This is a genomic window from Brevibacterium renqingii, from assembly GCF_017808095.1.
GTDB classification, from domain to species: domain Bacteria; phylum Actinomycetota; class Actinomycetes; order Actinomycetales; family Brevibacteriaceae; genus Brevibacterium; species Brevibacterium renqingii.
This window is the reverse complement of record NZ_JADBHG010000005.1, coordinates 67,265-81,947: the sequence shown is the minus strand read 5'-3', so window position 1 is coordinate 81,947 and position 14,683 is coordinate 67,265. Positions and strand designations below refer to the sequence as shown.

Below are 14,683 nucleotides of genomic sequence, written 5' to 3'. Positions count from 1 at the left end.
GGCCTTCGAGCCTCACATCGTCTGCAGCGCCGTCAGCGTCCACCGGGTGGTGAGCAGTTCCAAGCGGACTGCCACCGCCCGGAATCGATTCGGGGTGCGCACGATGACCGTGACCTCGGCGACCGTCGCATTCACCCGGCAGACATGCGCGGTGCCCGGCTGGACCACTCGAGGCGAACTGAGATCGCTCGGCGGACGTGCCGGAGCGACCTCGGCGCGCAGCTGGGCCCGGTGATCGATCTTCGCCAGCAGCTCCGGATCGACCCAGCGCGCGATCGTGTCGATCCGGCGGACACCGGAGAGGATCTCGAGGCAGGCGACGGCCAGCGAGGTGGCCGTGGCCGCGATGCGTTCGCGGTCAGCGACGGACTCGCGGGTGTGGTCATGACTCTGCACGCAGCTGTGCGCCCCTCGCCTCGTCGGCGAAGTCAGAGCTGCGGTCTCCCGGCGGGGCACCGGAGCGGGTGCTTGCGGACGGCTGAGAGTGAGCGGGGCGGTCACGGCTGTATCTCCAATCTCTGGCCGGCGATGATGAGGCTCGGATCCGGTCCGATCGTCTCTCGGTTCGCCGAATAGATCTCGTCGACGAGGTCGGGAATGTCCTCGGAACCGTCGGCGAATTCGGCCCCGATCGACCATAGGCTCTCTCCGCCCGCGACCTCGTGGATAGCGTGCCGAGGTGCCTGGGGAGACGGCCATGCGGGGTCGCGCATCTGCTTCTCGTCCGCGTTCGCGGAATCTCGCCCCGCGGTTTCGTCGGTCTCGGTCGTGTGTGCCTCGTCCTCGGACGCCTCGGTGGGCGGCGGCTGCACCGTCGGCCAGCCGGGATCGATCGGGGCAGCGGCCATCGTCTCGGCGCCGGGCGGATGCGATATCGGCCCTGCTCGCCCTTCCCGCATCGGCACCGCGTGAGCTGCCTGGACGACGAGGCTCGCCGAGACCACGGTGAGCACGCTGGAAGCCAGAAGTCGGGGCATCGCACGAACGGCGAACACAGCGAGCGCCGTGCGGACACGGCCTGAGGGAAGCATGCGCAGGAGCAGTGCGACGAGGGAGACGAGGCCGAGACGTGCGAAGGCCACGGCGGCCGCCGCGATGACGACGATGACGACGATATCGCTCGTCGTCCGAGGCTGAGGAAGGCGCGTCCATGCGATCACGAGAGATACGAGCAGAACCAGCCATGAGATGGTGCAGACAAGCAGACGATACATCTGGACATCCTCCGTTGGATTTATAAATCTATGATGACGTTGGGTGCAGTTTGCTGTCAATGGCTGCTTTGCAACTACACGGCTGTAGTTCGGTTCCAGCCCGATTCGCCTCTTGAAAGTTGACTACAGCTGGGGCAGGCTTGGCGATTATGGATGACCGCATCGATGCACTCCTGGCAGATGTCGAAGCTGCCGGCACGGCTGCGGAGCTGCATGCCAGAAGGGGCGAGCTCGGCGACGAAGTGGCGGCTCAGGCGGCCGAGCGGACGCTGCTCGAGCGTCTGCGCGGGGCGATCGGGCAGAGAGTGCAGGTGGTGCTTCCTGCCGGGGGAGTGGTCGGCACGGCGGAGTTCCTCGGCCGCGGCATCGTCGTCGTCACCGGGACGGAGACCTCGGTCATCGCGATCGGGAGCATCTGCGGGCTGCGGACGGCCTCACGCAGACATCGTATGGAAGTCGGAGGGCTCGAACGGCTGGGTATGGGGTCGGCGCTGCGTCGGCTGTCGGCCTTGCATGCGGAGGTCTCCATCGACGTCCCGGGCAGATCCGGCCCGGTCCGCGGGCGCTGCGAGTTCGTCGGCGCGGACTATGTCGAGATCGCGGGCCGGATCATTCCCTTCGCCGCGATCAGTGCCGTTCACGCCCGAGTCAACCCCTTCGGCTGATTCCGAGATGAGAGTCGAGCAAGGGGTGCCGGGAGGGTCAGTCCTCGATGGACCCCGTCTTGATCTGATACTCGGTGCGCTCGTACATACGCTGGATATAGGCCTCGATCTCGGACTTCTCGACGCGCCACTGGCCGCGGCCTCCGACCTTGATCGCCCGGAGATCGCCGGAGCGGACGAGAGCGCGGGCCTGAGCGATCGAGACATTGAGCAGTTCGGCCACATCGGTCAGTGGCAGGAAGCGGCTTTCGACGACCATGAGGTGACTTCTCCCATTCCAGATGTCTGTCTGCTTGTTGATCGAGTTTGCCAAAAACATTGCTTTGGCATCATTTGATGCCCAATACTATCACTGAGAACCACTCTCTGTCATGGAAAATTCTGCCGATCTGGAGATGCAATGGAGCTCTCGAAACGAATCCGACGTCCCAAGTGGACCGATGCCCGGCTGCTGGTGGGAGCGATGCTCGTCGTGCTCGCCGTGGTCGCGACCTATCTGCTCATCACCACCGCGAATTCCACGACTCGGGTCTGGGCGAGCGCGCGGGCGCTCGTGCCCGGCGAAGTCCTCGAACCAGCCGATCTCACCGTGGCAGAGGTCAACCTCGCTGACCTCGGCAGCAAGTACCTCTCGGCCGAGGCCGATCTGCCCGAGGGGTCGAGCGTGCGCAGCGTCGTCGCTGCAGGGGAGCTGCTGGCCGCCTCGACGGTGGCGCCGCTGTCCGAGCTCGAGGGGCGGGTCGTGGCCATCGACATCGCAGGATCCGTGCCGAGCGTCGTCGATTCCGGCAGCCTCGTCGATGTGTGGGCCCAGCCCGAGCAGAACGGGCTCGACGATCTCGGCGCCGAGCCGCAGCAGATCGTCGACTCCGCACCGGTCGCCCACATCACACGTGATGTCGGCAGCTTCGGCGTCGGCGACGGTGCCCGCGTCGAGGTCTTCGTCGGCACCGGAGATCTGGCGGAGGTGCTCGCGGCGCTCGACGGGCGCAGCATGCTCTCCGTCGTGGGCGCGCCCTCGGTGACCTCCGCCGGCGGCGAGCAGTGATGACCCAGGTCCTCCTCGCCGTCGACTTCGAATTCGACCTGATCCTCTTCGAGCTGCTCAGCGACATCGATGACGTGACCATCGTCGCCCGCCCGGCCGACGAAGTGGAGCTGCTCGCCCACTGTCGCACAGGCAGTGCGGATGTCGTCATCGTCGGCCGCTACTTCCCGGGCCTCGACTCCGAAGTCGTCGCAGCGATCTCGGCCACCGGTGCGAAGGTGCTCGGCTTCGGCGATGACGGGGAGGAGCTGTCGGCTCTGGGCATCGCGGCCTCTGTCCGCACCGATGCCGATGCGTCCACGCTGTCCACTGCGCTCGAGGACGTGCGCGATTCCACGGTCGTCCCGCCCCGGCCTGCGGCACCGCCGGGCCCGATCGGCAGGCAGGGGACCATCATCACCGTGTGGGGCACGGGGTCCTCTCCGGGACGGACCCTCACAGCGGTCAACCTCGCCGACCAGGCTTCCCGGCAGGGGCATCGCAGCGTCATCGTCGATGCGGACACCGTCGCGGGCATGGTTGCGGCGACCCTCGGACTGACGGAGGAGTCCTCGCATCTGGCCAGCCTGTGCCGTGCGATCGTCGAGAGGACCTCGCACCTCGACCGGCATTCGGTGCCTCACGCCGTCGTCAGGGACGACTTCCACGTCGTCACCGGACTGACCAGGCCCGAGCGATGGCCGGAGATCCGTGCCTCCGTGCTCGAATCCGCACTCCACCGCTTGGCGAAGCTCTACGATCTCGTCATCGTCGACGTCAGCGACCGCATCGACCCCGACGACGACCTCGCCGACCCCTTCTATGATCGCCACTGCGCGACGAGAGCCGCGCTCGAGGCGGCCGACCTCGTCCTCGTCCTCGCAGCCGGCGAGCCGATCGGACTGCAGCGGCTGGTGAAGCTTCTGGGCACCCCGCGAGCCGAATCGCTGCGAGAGAAGATGAAGCTGGTGATCACGAAGGTGCGCTCCGGTGCGGTCGGCCAGCCGGCAGAAGTGCGGATCAGAGAGGTCCTCGATCGCTTCGTCCGCATCGTCCCCGACTTCATGCTCAGCGATGATCGGGCCACCGCCGATGCGGCGATGCTCGCGGGCCGAACCCTGCACGAACAGAACCCCCGGTCCGCACTCGGCCAGGACATCGCCGGAATGATCGAGGAGCTGGTGCCGGCCCGGAAGCGCACCCGCCGGAACGGCGGAGGGCGGGGGAGAGGGAACGCGCGGGCGTCGAGACGGCGAGCCCGTCAGGTCTAGGATGGAAGGCATGGCCATCCGCTGCTATATTCCGACCACTCTGACTGCGCTGCGGTCAGGACTCGCCGACGTCCGAGCCGTCACGCCCGATGCGCAGGGCCGCAGCCTGCGCGGCGAGGAGTCCGAAACCGCCGAATTCCATGCAATGAGCATCGCAGCCCTTCTCGCTGCGAATGCGGCGTTCGACCGGCCCACAGGCGAAGCTGTGCCGGAAGCCCGTGTCGTCGTCGCCTACGACGCGCCCGAATCCAGTCCGCGCGAATCGCTGACGGAGGGATTCGAGCTCCTCGGTCTCGAGCAGGTCGACATGAATGCGGTGGCGAGTTTCCACCTCGACGAGGACACTGTCTGGGACGAAGCGGTGCAGCTGGCGCGGGAGCACGGTCCGAGTGCGGCCGAGGACCGCCTCGGCGAATCCGACCTGCTGTGGTACGACGCCACGGAACTGCCCCAGCTGCTGGCGAAGCGCGACTGACAGCGAGAGTTCGAGAGCCCGGGCGAGGACGAGACCGCGCGGCCTCCCGGCGGTCTCCAGGCGGCCTTCCGGCGCCGGAGCCGTGTCTCAGACGGTCCCGAAACGGTGGAGTCGCTCACTCAGGCGCTTCTCCAGGATCGGCACCACGGCCTGTTCGATCATCGCGCCGAACATCGGGATCGACGAGCTGATCTCGGCATGCGCGGTCAGCTTCGTCCTCGACTGAGCCTCGTGCAGTTCGATGACCGCATCGATCTCGACCGGGACCCCGGCGGCGCGAGCGCTCATGCGGATCTCTGCCTCATCGCCGAGGACGTCTCCCGGAATCATGTACACCTCGACCAGCTCCGTCTCTGTCGGCAGTCGGGCGGCCAGAGCCGAGGGGAGCTCGGCTTTGGGCATCGGCGTGCGCACGGTCATCTCCGTGTCAGGGTCGATGTGTTCGGCGCTGGCGTCCGAGCCGAGCTTCTCCCAGACGGCGACATCGGCGAGTTTCGCCAGAAATGTCGTCAGATCATCCGAGTAGTCATGGTTGAGAGTCAGAGTTCGCATGGCTCCAGTCTGCCAGCGAATGAACGGTACACCACGGCATGCCGCTCGGCGTGCCTTTCTCGATATTTGGGCATAGTCTGGGGGAAGCGGCTCGAGGACGAATCGCAGGAGTAGTGCTCGTTGATCATAGAGGTGACATAGTGACTCAGGTCTCAATTTCGGACGTTGCAGAAGAGTGGAGGAAGCTGAGAGGGCAGAGTGCCCCCGAGAATTTCCTCGACGCGTACTATCCGCGATTCGAATCGGGTGAGATCGACCCCAGAGCCTATGCCGCCGCGGCAGCCAGACACTTCGCCCTCGGCACCGAATACGACGGTGAGACCCCGGCGATCGCGATCTACAATCCGGCTGTCGACTCCCCGGAGTTCCGCGACAATCACACAGTCGTCGCGATGGTGCTCGCCGATATGCCGCATCTCGTGTCCTCGATCGTCAGCGATCTCGCGACGCACGGCCGCGCCATCCGCCGTGTCCACCACCCGATCATCGCCGTCACCGGTTCCGGCGTCGACGAATCGATCATGTCGCCGGCCGAGGCTCCGGCGCTGAGCGCCGATACCGCGAGCCTCCCGCAGGTCTCCGATCCCGTCGAGTCTGATTCGGCCGATGCGCCTTCGCAGCAGTCCTGGATCCGTCTCGAGATCGACCGGATCCCCGAGGAGGACTTCGGCGAGCTCGAGGAGCGGCTGCGCAGCGTGCTCGACTATGTCGCGGCCGCGGCCCGGGATTCGCACGCGATGGCGAAGAGGGCCAAGGACATAGGGGCCGAACTCGGCGCCCATGCGCCCCGGCCGGAACTGGCCTCCGAGGCTGAAGCCGCCGCCGAGCTGCTCAGCTGGCTCGACGGCCACTTCACCTTCCTCGGCTATCGAGAATACGACTACACACACGATGCCGAACACAGCAGTCTCGAACCGATAGAGAACACCTCCCTGGGCATCTCCGCTCTGCGGCCGTTGGTGAAGTCCCCGCTCAGCCGTGCCGTGGCCGATAAGGCCCTGGAGCCGCATGTGCTGGTGCTGACGAAGGCGAACTCCCGCTCGCGCGTCATCCGCTCCTCCTTCATGGACTACATCGGCGTGAAGACCTTCGACTCCAATGGCGAGATCGTCGGGGAACGCCGCTTCGTCGGGCTGTTCAAGCCCGAGTTCTACAACGACAGCGTCCTCAACATCCCCCTCATCGACCGGAAGGTCCGCAGGATCCTCTCGGCCAGCGGCTTCCCCGCCGGTTCGCACTCGGCCAACGAGCTCCTCGGCGTGCTCGAGACCTACCCGCGTGACGACCTGCTGCATGAGGACGCCGAGTCGATCTTCGAAGTGGTCATGCAGATCGTCGACATGCAGGAACGCCGGGAATCGCGGGTCTTCGTCCGCACCGATCCGTATCAGCGCTTCGTCTCCGTGATCCTCTACCTGCCGCGCGACCTGTACGACACCGACGCCCGTGTCCGCGTACAGGAGGTCTTGCGCGAGTACTACAACGCCGCCAGCGTCGACTTCGACGTGCTGCTGACCGAATCGGCGCTCGCCCGCGTCCACTTCGTGGCCCGCGTCGCCCGCGACGGGCAGCTTCCGCAGATCGCCGCCGAGCAGGTCGAACAGCGCATCGTCGGAGCTGTCCGCTCCTGGGCGGAAGACGTCCACGCCTTCCTCACCCCGTCCGGAGTCGGCGACGCCGGTGCCACGAACGCTCGTGCCGCTCTGTGGTCGAAGGCCTTCCCGCCCAGCTACGAAGAGCATCACACTCCCGCCGAGGCGGTCGCCGATGTCGCCCGCTTCGAGGCCCTCGACGCCGGGGACGGCTCCGCGGTGCGCCTCTACCGGCCCGAGCGTTCGGGCGATGCGACCGTGCGCCTCGTCCTCTACCGCCATGAGAGGGTCGGCCTGTCCGAGGTTCTGCCCTATCTCACGGCCTTCGGCGCCACCGTCATCGACGAGCGTCCGCACGAACTCGACCTCGCCGACGGCAGCCACCGCTACATCTACGATTTCGGGCTCAGCTTCGCCGAAGACCTCGCCGATGACGACTACGACCGCATCTCCGCCGCCTTCATGGCCGGTTGGGAGGGCAAGAAGGAAGCCGGCGTCTTCGACCGCCTCGTCGTCACCGGTCTGAGCTGGCAGCATGTGACGATCATCCGCGCCCTGGGCAAGTACCTGCGCCAGGCCGGCTTCACATATTCGGATGCCTATGTCGGCGAGGTCTACAGCGACAGTCCGGAGATCTCGAAGCTGCTCGTCGACTACTTCACCGCGAAGTTCGACCCCGAGGTCGACGATGCCGGCCGCGAATCCGCGATGACCGAGATCGACGAGTCCATCGAGGCCGCGCTGAGCGATGTCGCCAGCCTCGACGCCGACCGCGTACTGCGGTCGTCTCTGGAGCTGCTGCGAGCCACACTGCGCACGAACTACTACATCGACGAGACAGGTGAGCTGCCGACGGCGCTCGTGCTCAAGATCCGTCCCACTGAGCTCAGCTTCGTGCCGAAGCCGAAGCCGGCGCTCGAGATGTGGGTCTATTCGCCGCAGGTCGAGGGTGTGCATCTGCGCTTCGGCACCGTGGCTCGCGGCGGCCTGCGCTGGTCGGACCGCCGAGACGATTTCCGCACGGAGGTCCTCGGCCTCGTCAAGGCGCAGATGGTCAAGAACGCGCTGATCGTGCCCACCGGCGCCAAGGGCGGCTTCTTCCCCAAGCAGCTGCCTCCGATGAGCGACCGGGATGCATGGATGGCCGCCGGGCAGTCCGCCTACGAGGTGTTCATCGAAAGCATGCTCGAGGTCTCGGACGACCTCACCTACGGCAGCGATGACTCCAGCGTCGTCGTCCACCCCGACCGCGTGGTCCGTCACGACGGTGACGACTATTATCTCGTCGTCGCCGCCGACAAGGGGACCGCACGGTTCTCCGATGTGGCCAATGCGATCGCGCAGCGCCGGGGATTCTGGCTCGGCGACGCCTTCGCCTCAGGCGGATCGGTCGGCTACGACCACAAGAAGATGGCGATCACCTCGCGTGGTGCCTGGAAGTCCGTCGAACGTCATTTCCGGGAACTCGGCCTCGACACGGCCGCCGAGGACTTCACTGTCGTGGGCATCGGCGATATGAGCGGTGACGTGTTCGGCAACGGCATGCTCCGCAGTGAGCACATCCGCCTCGTCGCCGCCTTCGACCACCGCGACATCTTCCTCGACCCGAACCCGGACGCCGCACGCAGCTTCATCGAACGCAAGCGCCTGTTCGACCTGCCGCGCTCGAGCTGGCAGGACTACGACCGGCACCTCATCTCCGCTGGCGGCGGAGTCTTCTCCCGCTCGGCCAAGTCGGTCGACCTCAGCCCGGAGGCCGCCTCGGTGCTGGGAGTCGAACCCGGTCGACGCAGCCCAGCCGATCTGATGTCGGAGATCCTCAAGGCTCCCGTCGATCTTCTGTACAACGGCGGAATCGGGACCTACATCAAGTCCTCGCAGGAGAGCCACGCGGAGGTCGGGGACAAGTCCAACGACGCCATCCGGATCAACGGTGCCGATGTGCGCGCACGCGTCATCGGAGAGGGCGGCAACCTCGGCGTCACACAGTTGGGACGTGTCGAGGCCGCCCTGACGGGCGTCGAGATCAACACCGACGCGGTGGACAACTCCGCGGGTGTCGACAGCTCCGACCACGAGGTCAACATCAAACTGCTCCTGCGCACCCTGCTGCACAAGGGAGCGTTCGCCGCCGAGGAACGGGAGGAGGTGCTGCACTCCTTCACCGATCAGGTCGCCGACCGGGTGCTGTCGAACAACTACTCCCAGAACGTCGTCCTCGGAGAGGCGCGTGCCCAGACCGAATCGATGTCGGGCACTTACGGACGGATGCTGAGCTACCTCGAGAAGCACGCGGACCTCGACCGCGGCGTCGAATACCTCCCGAGCGCCGACGAGCTGGCCAAACGCGAGTTCAGCTACTATGTCTCGCCCGAGCTGGCCGTGCTGCTGGCCTATGTCAAGATGCACGCCGCCGACGAGATCCTCGCCAGTGCCGTGCCCGATGAGTCCTGGATGCGCAGGGAGCTCGTCTCCTACTTCCCCGAGTCGCTGCAGGAGAAGTACGGCGAGCTCATCCCCGAACACCCTCTGCATCGGGAGATCGCTACGGCGAAGCTCGTCAACCGGCTCGTCGATCGCGGCGGCCTGACCTACGTCTATCGGATGCTCGAGGAGACACCCGCCTCGGTGCCGCAGATCGCGCGCGTGTTCGTCGTCGTGTCGGAGATCTTCGACCTCGACGAATACTTCGATGCGGTCTGCGATCTCGACAACAAGGTGCCGACCGAGGTGCAGGTGAAGCTCCAGCACGATTATGTGCGACTGCTCGACCGCTCGTCGCGGTGGCTCGTGCAGCAAGCCCCTGACAGCCTCGACGTCGACTCGGGCATCGAGACCTACGGCAAGGTCGTCGAGGCGCTGCGCTCCCGGGTGCCCGAGCTCGTCGACGGCTACGATGCCGAAACCATGCAGGCCGAGGCACAGGGCTACATCGACGACGGTGTGCCCGAGGACCTGGCTTGGCGGGCGGCGGCGCTGCTCGATGAGTTCGTGCTGCTCGACATCGCACAGCTCGCGGCTCGGTCGAACGAATCCGCCGAGGACGTGGCCGAGGTCTACTACGCCGTCAACGAACGCTTCTCCGGTTCGCAGGTGCTCAGCCTCATCGGCGGCCTCGATCGCAGTGATCGGTGGTCGGCTCTGGCCAGAGGATCCATGCGCGACGACTTCTACTCCGCGATCCTCTCGGTCGCCGGTTCGGTCCTCGAAGCCACGGATTCGCCGATCTCCGGCTCCCCGGACGCGCGCGCCAAGCAGCGACTGGCCGAATGGCTGGACCGCAATGAGACGGTCGTGAGCCGTGTCATCGAGACGACGGAGACGATCCTCGGGCTCGACACCGTGACCCAGGCCCCCCTGTCGGTGCTCCTGCGCTCACTGCGGTCGATGGTCCGGTCCTCGGCGTGGGAGAGCGAACACAGCGCCTGAACCGTGCCTCGGCCGCTGTGGGATGAACGGACGGCCGATGATCGGTGATAGCGTCTGATCATCGACATATCAGCAGACCCGGGCCGGACCCGGGTCTGCTGATCTCACCTGGGAGGAACGAATCGTGCTCAACGAACTGCTGGCTGCCGAGGGCCTCACGGATGAGTCGGACGTCGAACACATCCATCTGCTCGTCGCGGACTGGCAGCTGCTCGCCGATCTCTCGTTCGCCGACCTCGTTCTCTGGGTCCCTTCGCCCAGCGGCGCCTACACGGTCGTCGCCCATGCGCGGTCGACGACGGGGGCGACGCTGTTCAACCGGGACCTCATCGGGGCCCGGGCGACCGGCTTGGAGAAGGAGCTGCTCGATGCGGCCACGGATTCCCGGACCTATGTCACCCGCGTGGCAGCGGCCGGCGAGCTGGGGGTGAGTGCGGGATCGGCCGATGTCGACATCCTCGCCGAGGCGGTCCCGATCGTCCGGCACGGGGAGGCGATCGCGACCGTCATCCGCTATTCCGAGGAAGTCCGCCGTCGCAGCTCCTCCCGTCTGGAGAAGTACTATCGCGAGACCGCCATGGCGCTGATGAGGATGATCGTCCAGGGCACCTTCCCCGACCGTGAGGCACCGAGCGGCGCCCGTCACGGAGACCCCCGAGTCGGCGACGGCATCTTCATCCTCGACCGTGATTCGCATGTCCAGTACGCCTCTCCGAACGCAGTGTCCCTCATGCACCGGCTCGGCCACGGTGGGGAGATCGAAGGCAGCTACCTCGCCGAGGTGGTGTCGAGTCTCGGTGCCGAGCTGCGGCAGGTCGACGAGACTCTGCCTCTGGTGCTCACCGGGCGCGCCCCTTGGCGCACCGAGCTCGAGGTCGGGCGCACCAGCATCTCCCTGCGGGCGATTCCGCTGACGGATGACGGGGAGAGGATCGGCGCCATCGTCCTGGCGCGCGATGTCTCGGAGATCCGACGACGCAAACGCGAGCTGCTCTCCCGCGACGCGATGATCAAGGAGATGCACCATCGGGTGAAGAACAACCTGCAGACCGTGTCCGCGCTGCTGCGGCTGCAGACCCGCAGGATCGACAGTCCCGATGCCAAGAGCGCGCTGACCGAGGCGATGCGTCGTGTGTCCATCATCGCCGTGGTGCACGACGTGCTCAGCCAGGGTGTCGAATCCGAAGTCGATTTCGACGAAGTCGTCGACAAGGGGCTGCGTTTGACGCCGGAGCTGACGAGTCCGCTCGTGCACATCGAACTCAAACGGTGCGGCAGCTTCGGTGCGATCTCCTCGGCCGATGCCACCTCATTGGCTCTGGCGATCACGGAGCTGATCACGAACGCCATCGAACACGGCTTCCCTGCGGAGCAGCAGGAGGATCTCGCGCCGGGGGAGACCCTCAACGGGCACGTGTGGGTGACGCCCGAGCGGCAGGGCGACCATCTGCAGGTGACGATCGCCGATGACGGAGTCGGACTCGGGGAGACTCAGAATCCGGGAAACGGCCTGGGCACTCAGATCGTCAGAACACTGGTCTCTGCCGACCTGGCCGGATCGATCCAGTGGCAGGCACGCGAAGGAGGAGGGACCATCGCCATCCTCGACGTCCCGCTGCGCCCGGACTCGTACGACTGAACGCCGTCGTTGCGGATATGACTGAGTCCCCTGCCCGGGCGACGGTGTTCCGTCGCTCGGACAGGGGACTCAGGCAGTGTGCGGAGGTCGGGACGATGCCGACGCTGCGACCGACGGTTCAGCCGGCGCGGCGGGCACGAGCGGCGCGACGCTTCAGCGCCCGACGCTCGTCCTCGCTCAGACCGCCCCAGACTCCTGCATCCTGTCCGGATTCCAGGGCCCATTGCAGGCAGGTCTCTGCTACTTCGCAGCGGCGACAGACGGTCTTCGCCTCCTCGATCTGAAGCAGGGCAGGCCCGGTGTTGCCGATCGGGAAGAAGAGCTCCGGATCCTCATTGAGGCATGCTGCACGGTGTCGCCAATCCATGGTGACCTTTCGACGAATTCAGTGAACGCGGTTGACCGCGCCCGAATTCCAGGCGCGCAACTCTCTCAACCAAGGTTCACACAACGCAATTGGGCGCACAAGGGTCCGGCAGTGTGAAATTTCTGACAAATATTTTCCCTATTGTCCTGCTACGCGGGCGATCGTGCAAATCGGTCCGATATGCGTCCTTCCGCTCCCTGTGCCAGCACTCTGCCTAGACTGGCAGGCGAAAGCAGACAATCTGTGAACCAATGGAGGACACATGACCAACGATCTCGACCGCCCCCGCATCGTCTCCGTCGGCGGCCACACACCCCGGATCGACCCCGGCGCCTTCGTCGCCGCCGGTGCGACTCTCGTCGGGGACGTGCATGTGAAGAGGGGAGCCGGCATCTTCTACGGCTGCGTGCTGCGGGCCGAGGCCGCACCGATCACGATCGGTGAGGATTCGAACGTCCAGGACAACACCGTGATGCACACCGACGCGGGCAAGCCCGTGGTCATCGGCGATCGTGTCTCGATCGGCCACCAGGCCCTCGTCCACGGGGCCGTGGTCGACGACGATGTGCTCATCGGAATGCACTCGACAGTGCTCAACGACGCCCATATCGGCAGCGAGTCCCTGATCGCAGCCGGCGCCGTCGTCCTCGAGGGCACGCAGATCCCCGCCCGCTCCCTCGTCGCCGGGGTGCCGGCGAAAGTGAGGAGGGAGATGACCGAGGACGGTGTGGAGAAGGTCCGACAGAACGCCCAGTCGTACGTGCATCTGTCGACCCTGCACAAGGACACCGCCGAGGTCGTCGACGAGTCCTGATCACAGCGGTCCGGGGGCCTGCGGCGGCAACCCGGCCCGCAGCGGCCGGGCCGCAGATCGTCGGCCCCCGGCCATTCGCCAGCGCCGGGGCGATTTGAGACAATCACATTGTGAACACAGAATTTCAATCCACTGCAGATCGTGTCGTCATCATCGGCGGCGGTCCCGGCGGCTACGAGGCCGCGCTCGTCGCGGCTCAGCTCGGTGCCGATGTCATGCTCATCGAGCAGAACCGCTGCGGCGGCTCCGCCGTGCTCACCGACGTCGTCCCGTCGAAGTCGCTCATCGCCACTGCCGAGATGATGGACGAGATCGGTCGCTCGGACGGTCTGGGGATCCGGATCTCGAATGACGAGACCACCGAGGCCGATGTGCCTCGGGTCACCGCCGATCTCAAGGCCGTCAACAAGCGCATCCTGGCATTGGCCGATGCCCAGGCCAATGATATCTACGAGGGCCTCATCCGGTCCGGTGTCAAGGTCATCCAGGGCCGGGCCACCCTCGCCGGTCGGGATCAGGTCCACGTCGTCGAGACCGGAGGCACCGAATACACGCTCGATGCCTCGACGATCCTGCTCTCCGTCGGAGCCCACCCGCGTGAGCTGCCGACCGCCCAGCCCGATGGTGAGCGGATTCTGACCTGGACTCAGCTCTATGATCTCGATGAGCTGCCCGAGCACCTCATCGTCGTCGGTTCCGGTGTCACCGGAGCCGAGTTCGCCTCGGCCTACCGTGCCGTGGGCACCGAGGTGACGCTCGTGTCCTCCCGGGAGAAGGTCCTGCCGGGCCAGGACGAGGACGCCGCAGACGTGCTCGAGTTCGTGTTCCGCAACAAGGGCATGAACGTCCTCTCCCGCTCCCGCGCCGCATCCGTCACCCGAACCGAGGCCGGCGTCGAGGTGGTGCTAGCCGACGGCCGCCGCGTCGAGGGGTCCCACTGCCTCATGGCCGTCGGCTCGATCCCGAACACCGAGGGCCTCGGACTGGAGAAGGCCGGTGTGCGTGTCAGCGACTCCGGTCATATCGTCGTCGACGGGGTCTCGCGGAGTTCCCGGGCCGGGATCTATGCGGCCGGAGACTGCACCGGTGTGCTCCCTCTGGCGTCGGTGGCCGCGATGCAGGGGCGCATTGCGATGAATCACGCTCTCGGAGATGCCGTGCAGCCGCTCAAGCTGCGCAATGTCGCCTCGAACGTCTTCACCGCGCCCGAGATCGCGACCGTCGGCTTCACCCAGCAGAACTACCGGGAGAACCCGACGGACATCGACACTGTCATGCTGCCTCTGGACACGAACCCGCGGGCGAAGATGCTGGGCATCAACGACGGCTTCGTCAAGATCTTCGCTCGGCGCGGATCCGGCTCCATCCTCGGCGGAGTCGTCGTCGGGCCGCGGGCCAGCGAGCTCATCCTGCCGATCACGATGGCCGTGGAGAACCGACTCACAGTCGACCAGCTCGCCGCCTCGTTCGTCGTCTATCCTTCCGTCAGCGGGTCACTGACCGAAGCGGCACGGAAGCTCCACCGCCACCTCTGAGCCGCCCGGCAGGGGGCCGAAGAACCCTGCCGGACGAAATAGGAGAGATTGTTCCCCTCACCTGTCGATTTCGGCGCTGCCCGACCGTCATGATGGTGTCAGG

At 66.1% G+C, this 14,683-nt stretch carries 13 protein-coding genes; 8 read left to right on the top strand and 5 right to left on the bottom strand.

The window, feature by feature from the left end; translation table 11 throughout:
* Nucleotides 1–12: 12 nt before the first annotated feature.
* The gene (locus IIE29_RS10920; protein ID WP_209325290.1) at nucleotides 13–396 is read right to left on the bottom strand and encodes an Rv3235 family protein; all 384 of its coding nucleotides are present in this window, start codon (nucleotides 394–396) and stop codon (nucleotides 13–15) included.
* 101 nt (nucleotides 397–497) lie between these two features.
* Complete coding sequence (locus IIE29_RS10915) at nucleotides 498–1,214, bottom strand: LysM peptidoglycan-binding domain-containing protein (protein ID WP_209325289.1); 717 nt, start codon at nucleotides 1,212–1,214, stop codon at nucleotides 498–500.
* A gap of 149 nt (nucleotides 1,215–1,363) precedes the next feature.
* Between IIE29_RS10915 and IIE29_RS10910 the strand changes: the two genes are divergently transcribed.
* Nucleotides 1,364–1,879, top strand: coding sequence for a hypothetical protein (locus IIE29_RS10910; protein WP_209325288.1), 516 nt, complete (start codon nucleotides 1,364–1,366; stop codon nucleotides 1,877–1,879).
* Nucleotides 1,880–1,916: 37 nt separating this feature from the next.
* Here IIE29_RS10910 and IIE29_RS10905 read toward each other — a convergent pair whose 3' ends face one another.
* Complete coding sequence (locus tag IIE29_RS10905) at nucleotides 1,917–2,138, bottom strand: helix-turn-helix domain-containing protein (RefSeq protein ID WP_181275627.1); 222 nt, start codon at nucleotides 2,136–2,138, stop codon at nucleotides 1,917–1,919.
* Between the two features lie 141 nt (nucleotides 2,139–2,279).
* On the opposite strand from IIE29_RS10905, the gene IIE29_RS10900 reads away from it, so the two are divergent.
* From IIE29_RS10900 to IIE29_RS10890, 3 genes are read left to right on the top strand one after another with little or no spacing between them, the layout of a single operon-like run.
* Nucleotides 2,280–2,927 carry an SAF domain-containing protein gene (locus IIE29_RS10900; RefSeq protein ID WP_209325287.1) on the top strand — a complete coding sequence of 216 codons (648 nt, stop codon included), beginning with the start codon at nucleotides 2,280–2,282 and terminating at the stop codon, nucleotides 2,925–2,927.
* Nucleotides 2,927–4,177 carry a CpaE/TadZ family protein gene (locus IIE29_RS10895; protein WP_209325286.1) on the top strand — a complete coding sequence of 417 codons (1,251 nt, stop codon included), beginning with the start codon at nucleotides 2,927–2,929 and terminating at the stop codon, nucleotides 4,175–4,177. The genes IIE29_RS10900 and IIE29_RS10895 overlap by 1 nt, the downstream gene beginning before the upstream one ends.
* 10 nt (nucleotides 4,178–4,187) lie before the next feature.
* Nucleotides 4,188–4,652 carry a DUF6912 family protein gene (locus IIE29_RS10890; RefSeq protein ID WP_209325285.1) on the top strand — a complete coding sequence of 155 codons (465 nt, stop codon included), beginning with the start codon at nucleotides 4,188–4,190 and terminating at the stop codon, nucleotides 4,650–4,652.
* Between the two features lie 87 nt (nucleotides 4,653–4,739).
* Here IIE29_RS10890 and IIE29_RS10885 read toward each other — a convergent pair whose 3' ends face one another.
* Nucleotides 4,740–5,204: a DUF2505 family protein gene (locus tag IIE29_RS10885; RefSeq protein WP_209325284.1), complete on the bottom strand. Its 465-nt coding sequence runs from the start codon at nucleotides 5,202–5,204 to the stop codon at nucleotides 4,740–4,742.
* A 140-nt stretch (nucleotides 5,205–5,344) separates the two neighbouring features.
* Here IIE29_RS10885 and IIE29_RS10880 point away from each other — a divergent pair, with 140 nt between their 5' ends.
* Entirely contained in the window at nucleotides 5,345–10,225 is a 4,881-nt protein-coding gene (locus IIE29_RS10880) for an NAD-glutamate dehydrogenase (protein WP_343071875.1), read from the top strand.
* Between the two features lie 124 nt (nucleotides 10,226–10,349).
* A complete protein-coding gene (locus IIE29_RS10875; RefSeq protein WP_209325282.1) occupies nucleotides 10,350–11,864 on the top strand; it encodes a sensor histidine kinase in 1,515 nt (504 codons plus the stop codon).
* Nucleotides 11,865–11,982: 118 nt separating this feature from the next.
* On the opposite strand, the gene IIE29_RS10870 is transcribed toward IIE29_RS10875, so the two are convergent.
* Nucleotides 11,983–12,231 (bottom strand): WhiB family transcriptional regulator, encoded by a 249-nt coding sequence (locus IIE29_RS10870; protein ID WP_009374875.1) that lies wholly within the window; start codon nucleotides 12,229–12,231, stop codon nucleotides 11,983–11,985.
* Nucleotides 12,232–12,493: 262 nt separating this feature from the next.
* Between IIE29_RS10870 and IIE29_RS10865 the strand changes: the two genes are divergently transcribed.
* On the top strand, nucleotides 12,494–13,045 hold the full coding sequence (locus tag IIE29_RS10865; protein ID WP_209325281.1) for a gamma carbonic anhydrase family protein: 552 nt from the start codon (nucleotides 12,494–12,496) through the stop codon (nucleotides 13,043–13,045).
* Nucleotides 13,046–13,155: 110 nt separating this feature from the next.
* Nucleotides 13,156–14,580 (top strand): NAD(P)H-quinone dehydrogenase, encoded by a 1,425-nt coding sequence (locus IIE29_RS10860; RefSeq protein ID WP_209325280.1) that lies wholly within the window; start codon nucleotides 13,156–13,158, stop codon nucleotides 14,578–14,580.
* Nucleotides 14,581–14,683: the final 103 nt, after the last annotated feature.

What these genes read in the sequence shown, in the direction of transcription:
- IIE29_RS10915 (WP_209325289.1), bottom strand. Translation starts at nt 1,214, where the DNA reads ATGTATCGTCTGCTTGTCTGCACCATCTCATGGCTGGTTCTGCTCGTA.
- IIE29_RS10910 (WP_209325288.1), top strand. Translation starts at nt 1,364, where the DNA reads ATGGATGACCGCATCGATGCACTCCTGGCAGATGTCGAAGCTGCCGGC.
- IIE29_RS10905 (WP_181275627.1), bottom strand. Translation starts at nt 2,138, where the DNA reads ATGGTCGTCGAAAGCCGCTTCCTGCCACTGACCGATGTGGCCGAACTG.
- IIE29_RS10900 (WP_209325287.1), top strand. Translation starts at nt 2,280, where the DNA reads ATGGAGCTCTCGAAACGAATCCGACGTCCCAAGTGGACCGATGCCCGG.
- IIE29_RS10895 (WP_209325286.1), top strand. Translation starts at nt 2,927, where the DNA reads ATGACCCAGGTCCTCCTCGCCGTCGACTTCGAATTCGACCTGATCCTC.
- IIE29_RS10890 (WP_209325285.1), top strand. Translation starts at nt 4,188, where the DNA reads ATGGCCATCCGCTGCTATATTCCGACCACTCTGACTGCGCTGCGGTCA.
- IIE29_RS10885 (WP_209325284.1), bottom strand. Translation starts at nt 5,204, where the DNA reads ATGCGAACTCTGACTCTCAACCATGACTACTCGGATGATCTGACGACA.
- IIE29_RS10870 (WP_009374875.1), bottom strand. Translation starts at nt 12,231, where the DNA reads ATGGATTGGCGACACCGTGCAGCATGCCTCAATGAGGATCCGGAGCTC.
- IIE29_RS10865 (WP_209325281.1), top strand. Translation starts at nt 12,494, where the DNA reads ATGACCAACGATCTCGACCGCCCCCGCATCGTCTCCGTCGGCGGCCAC.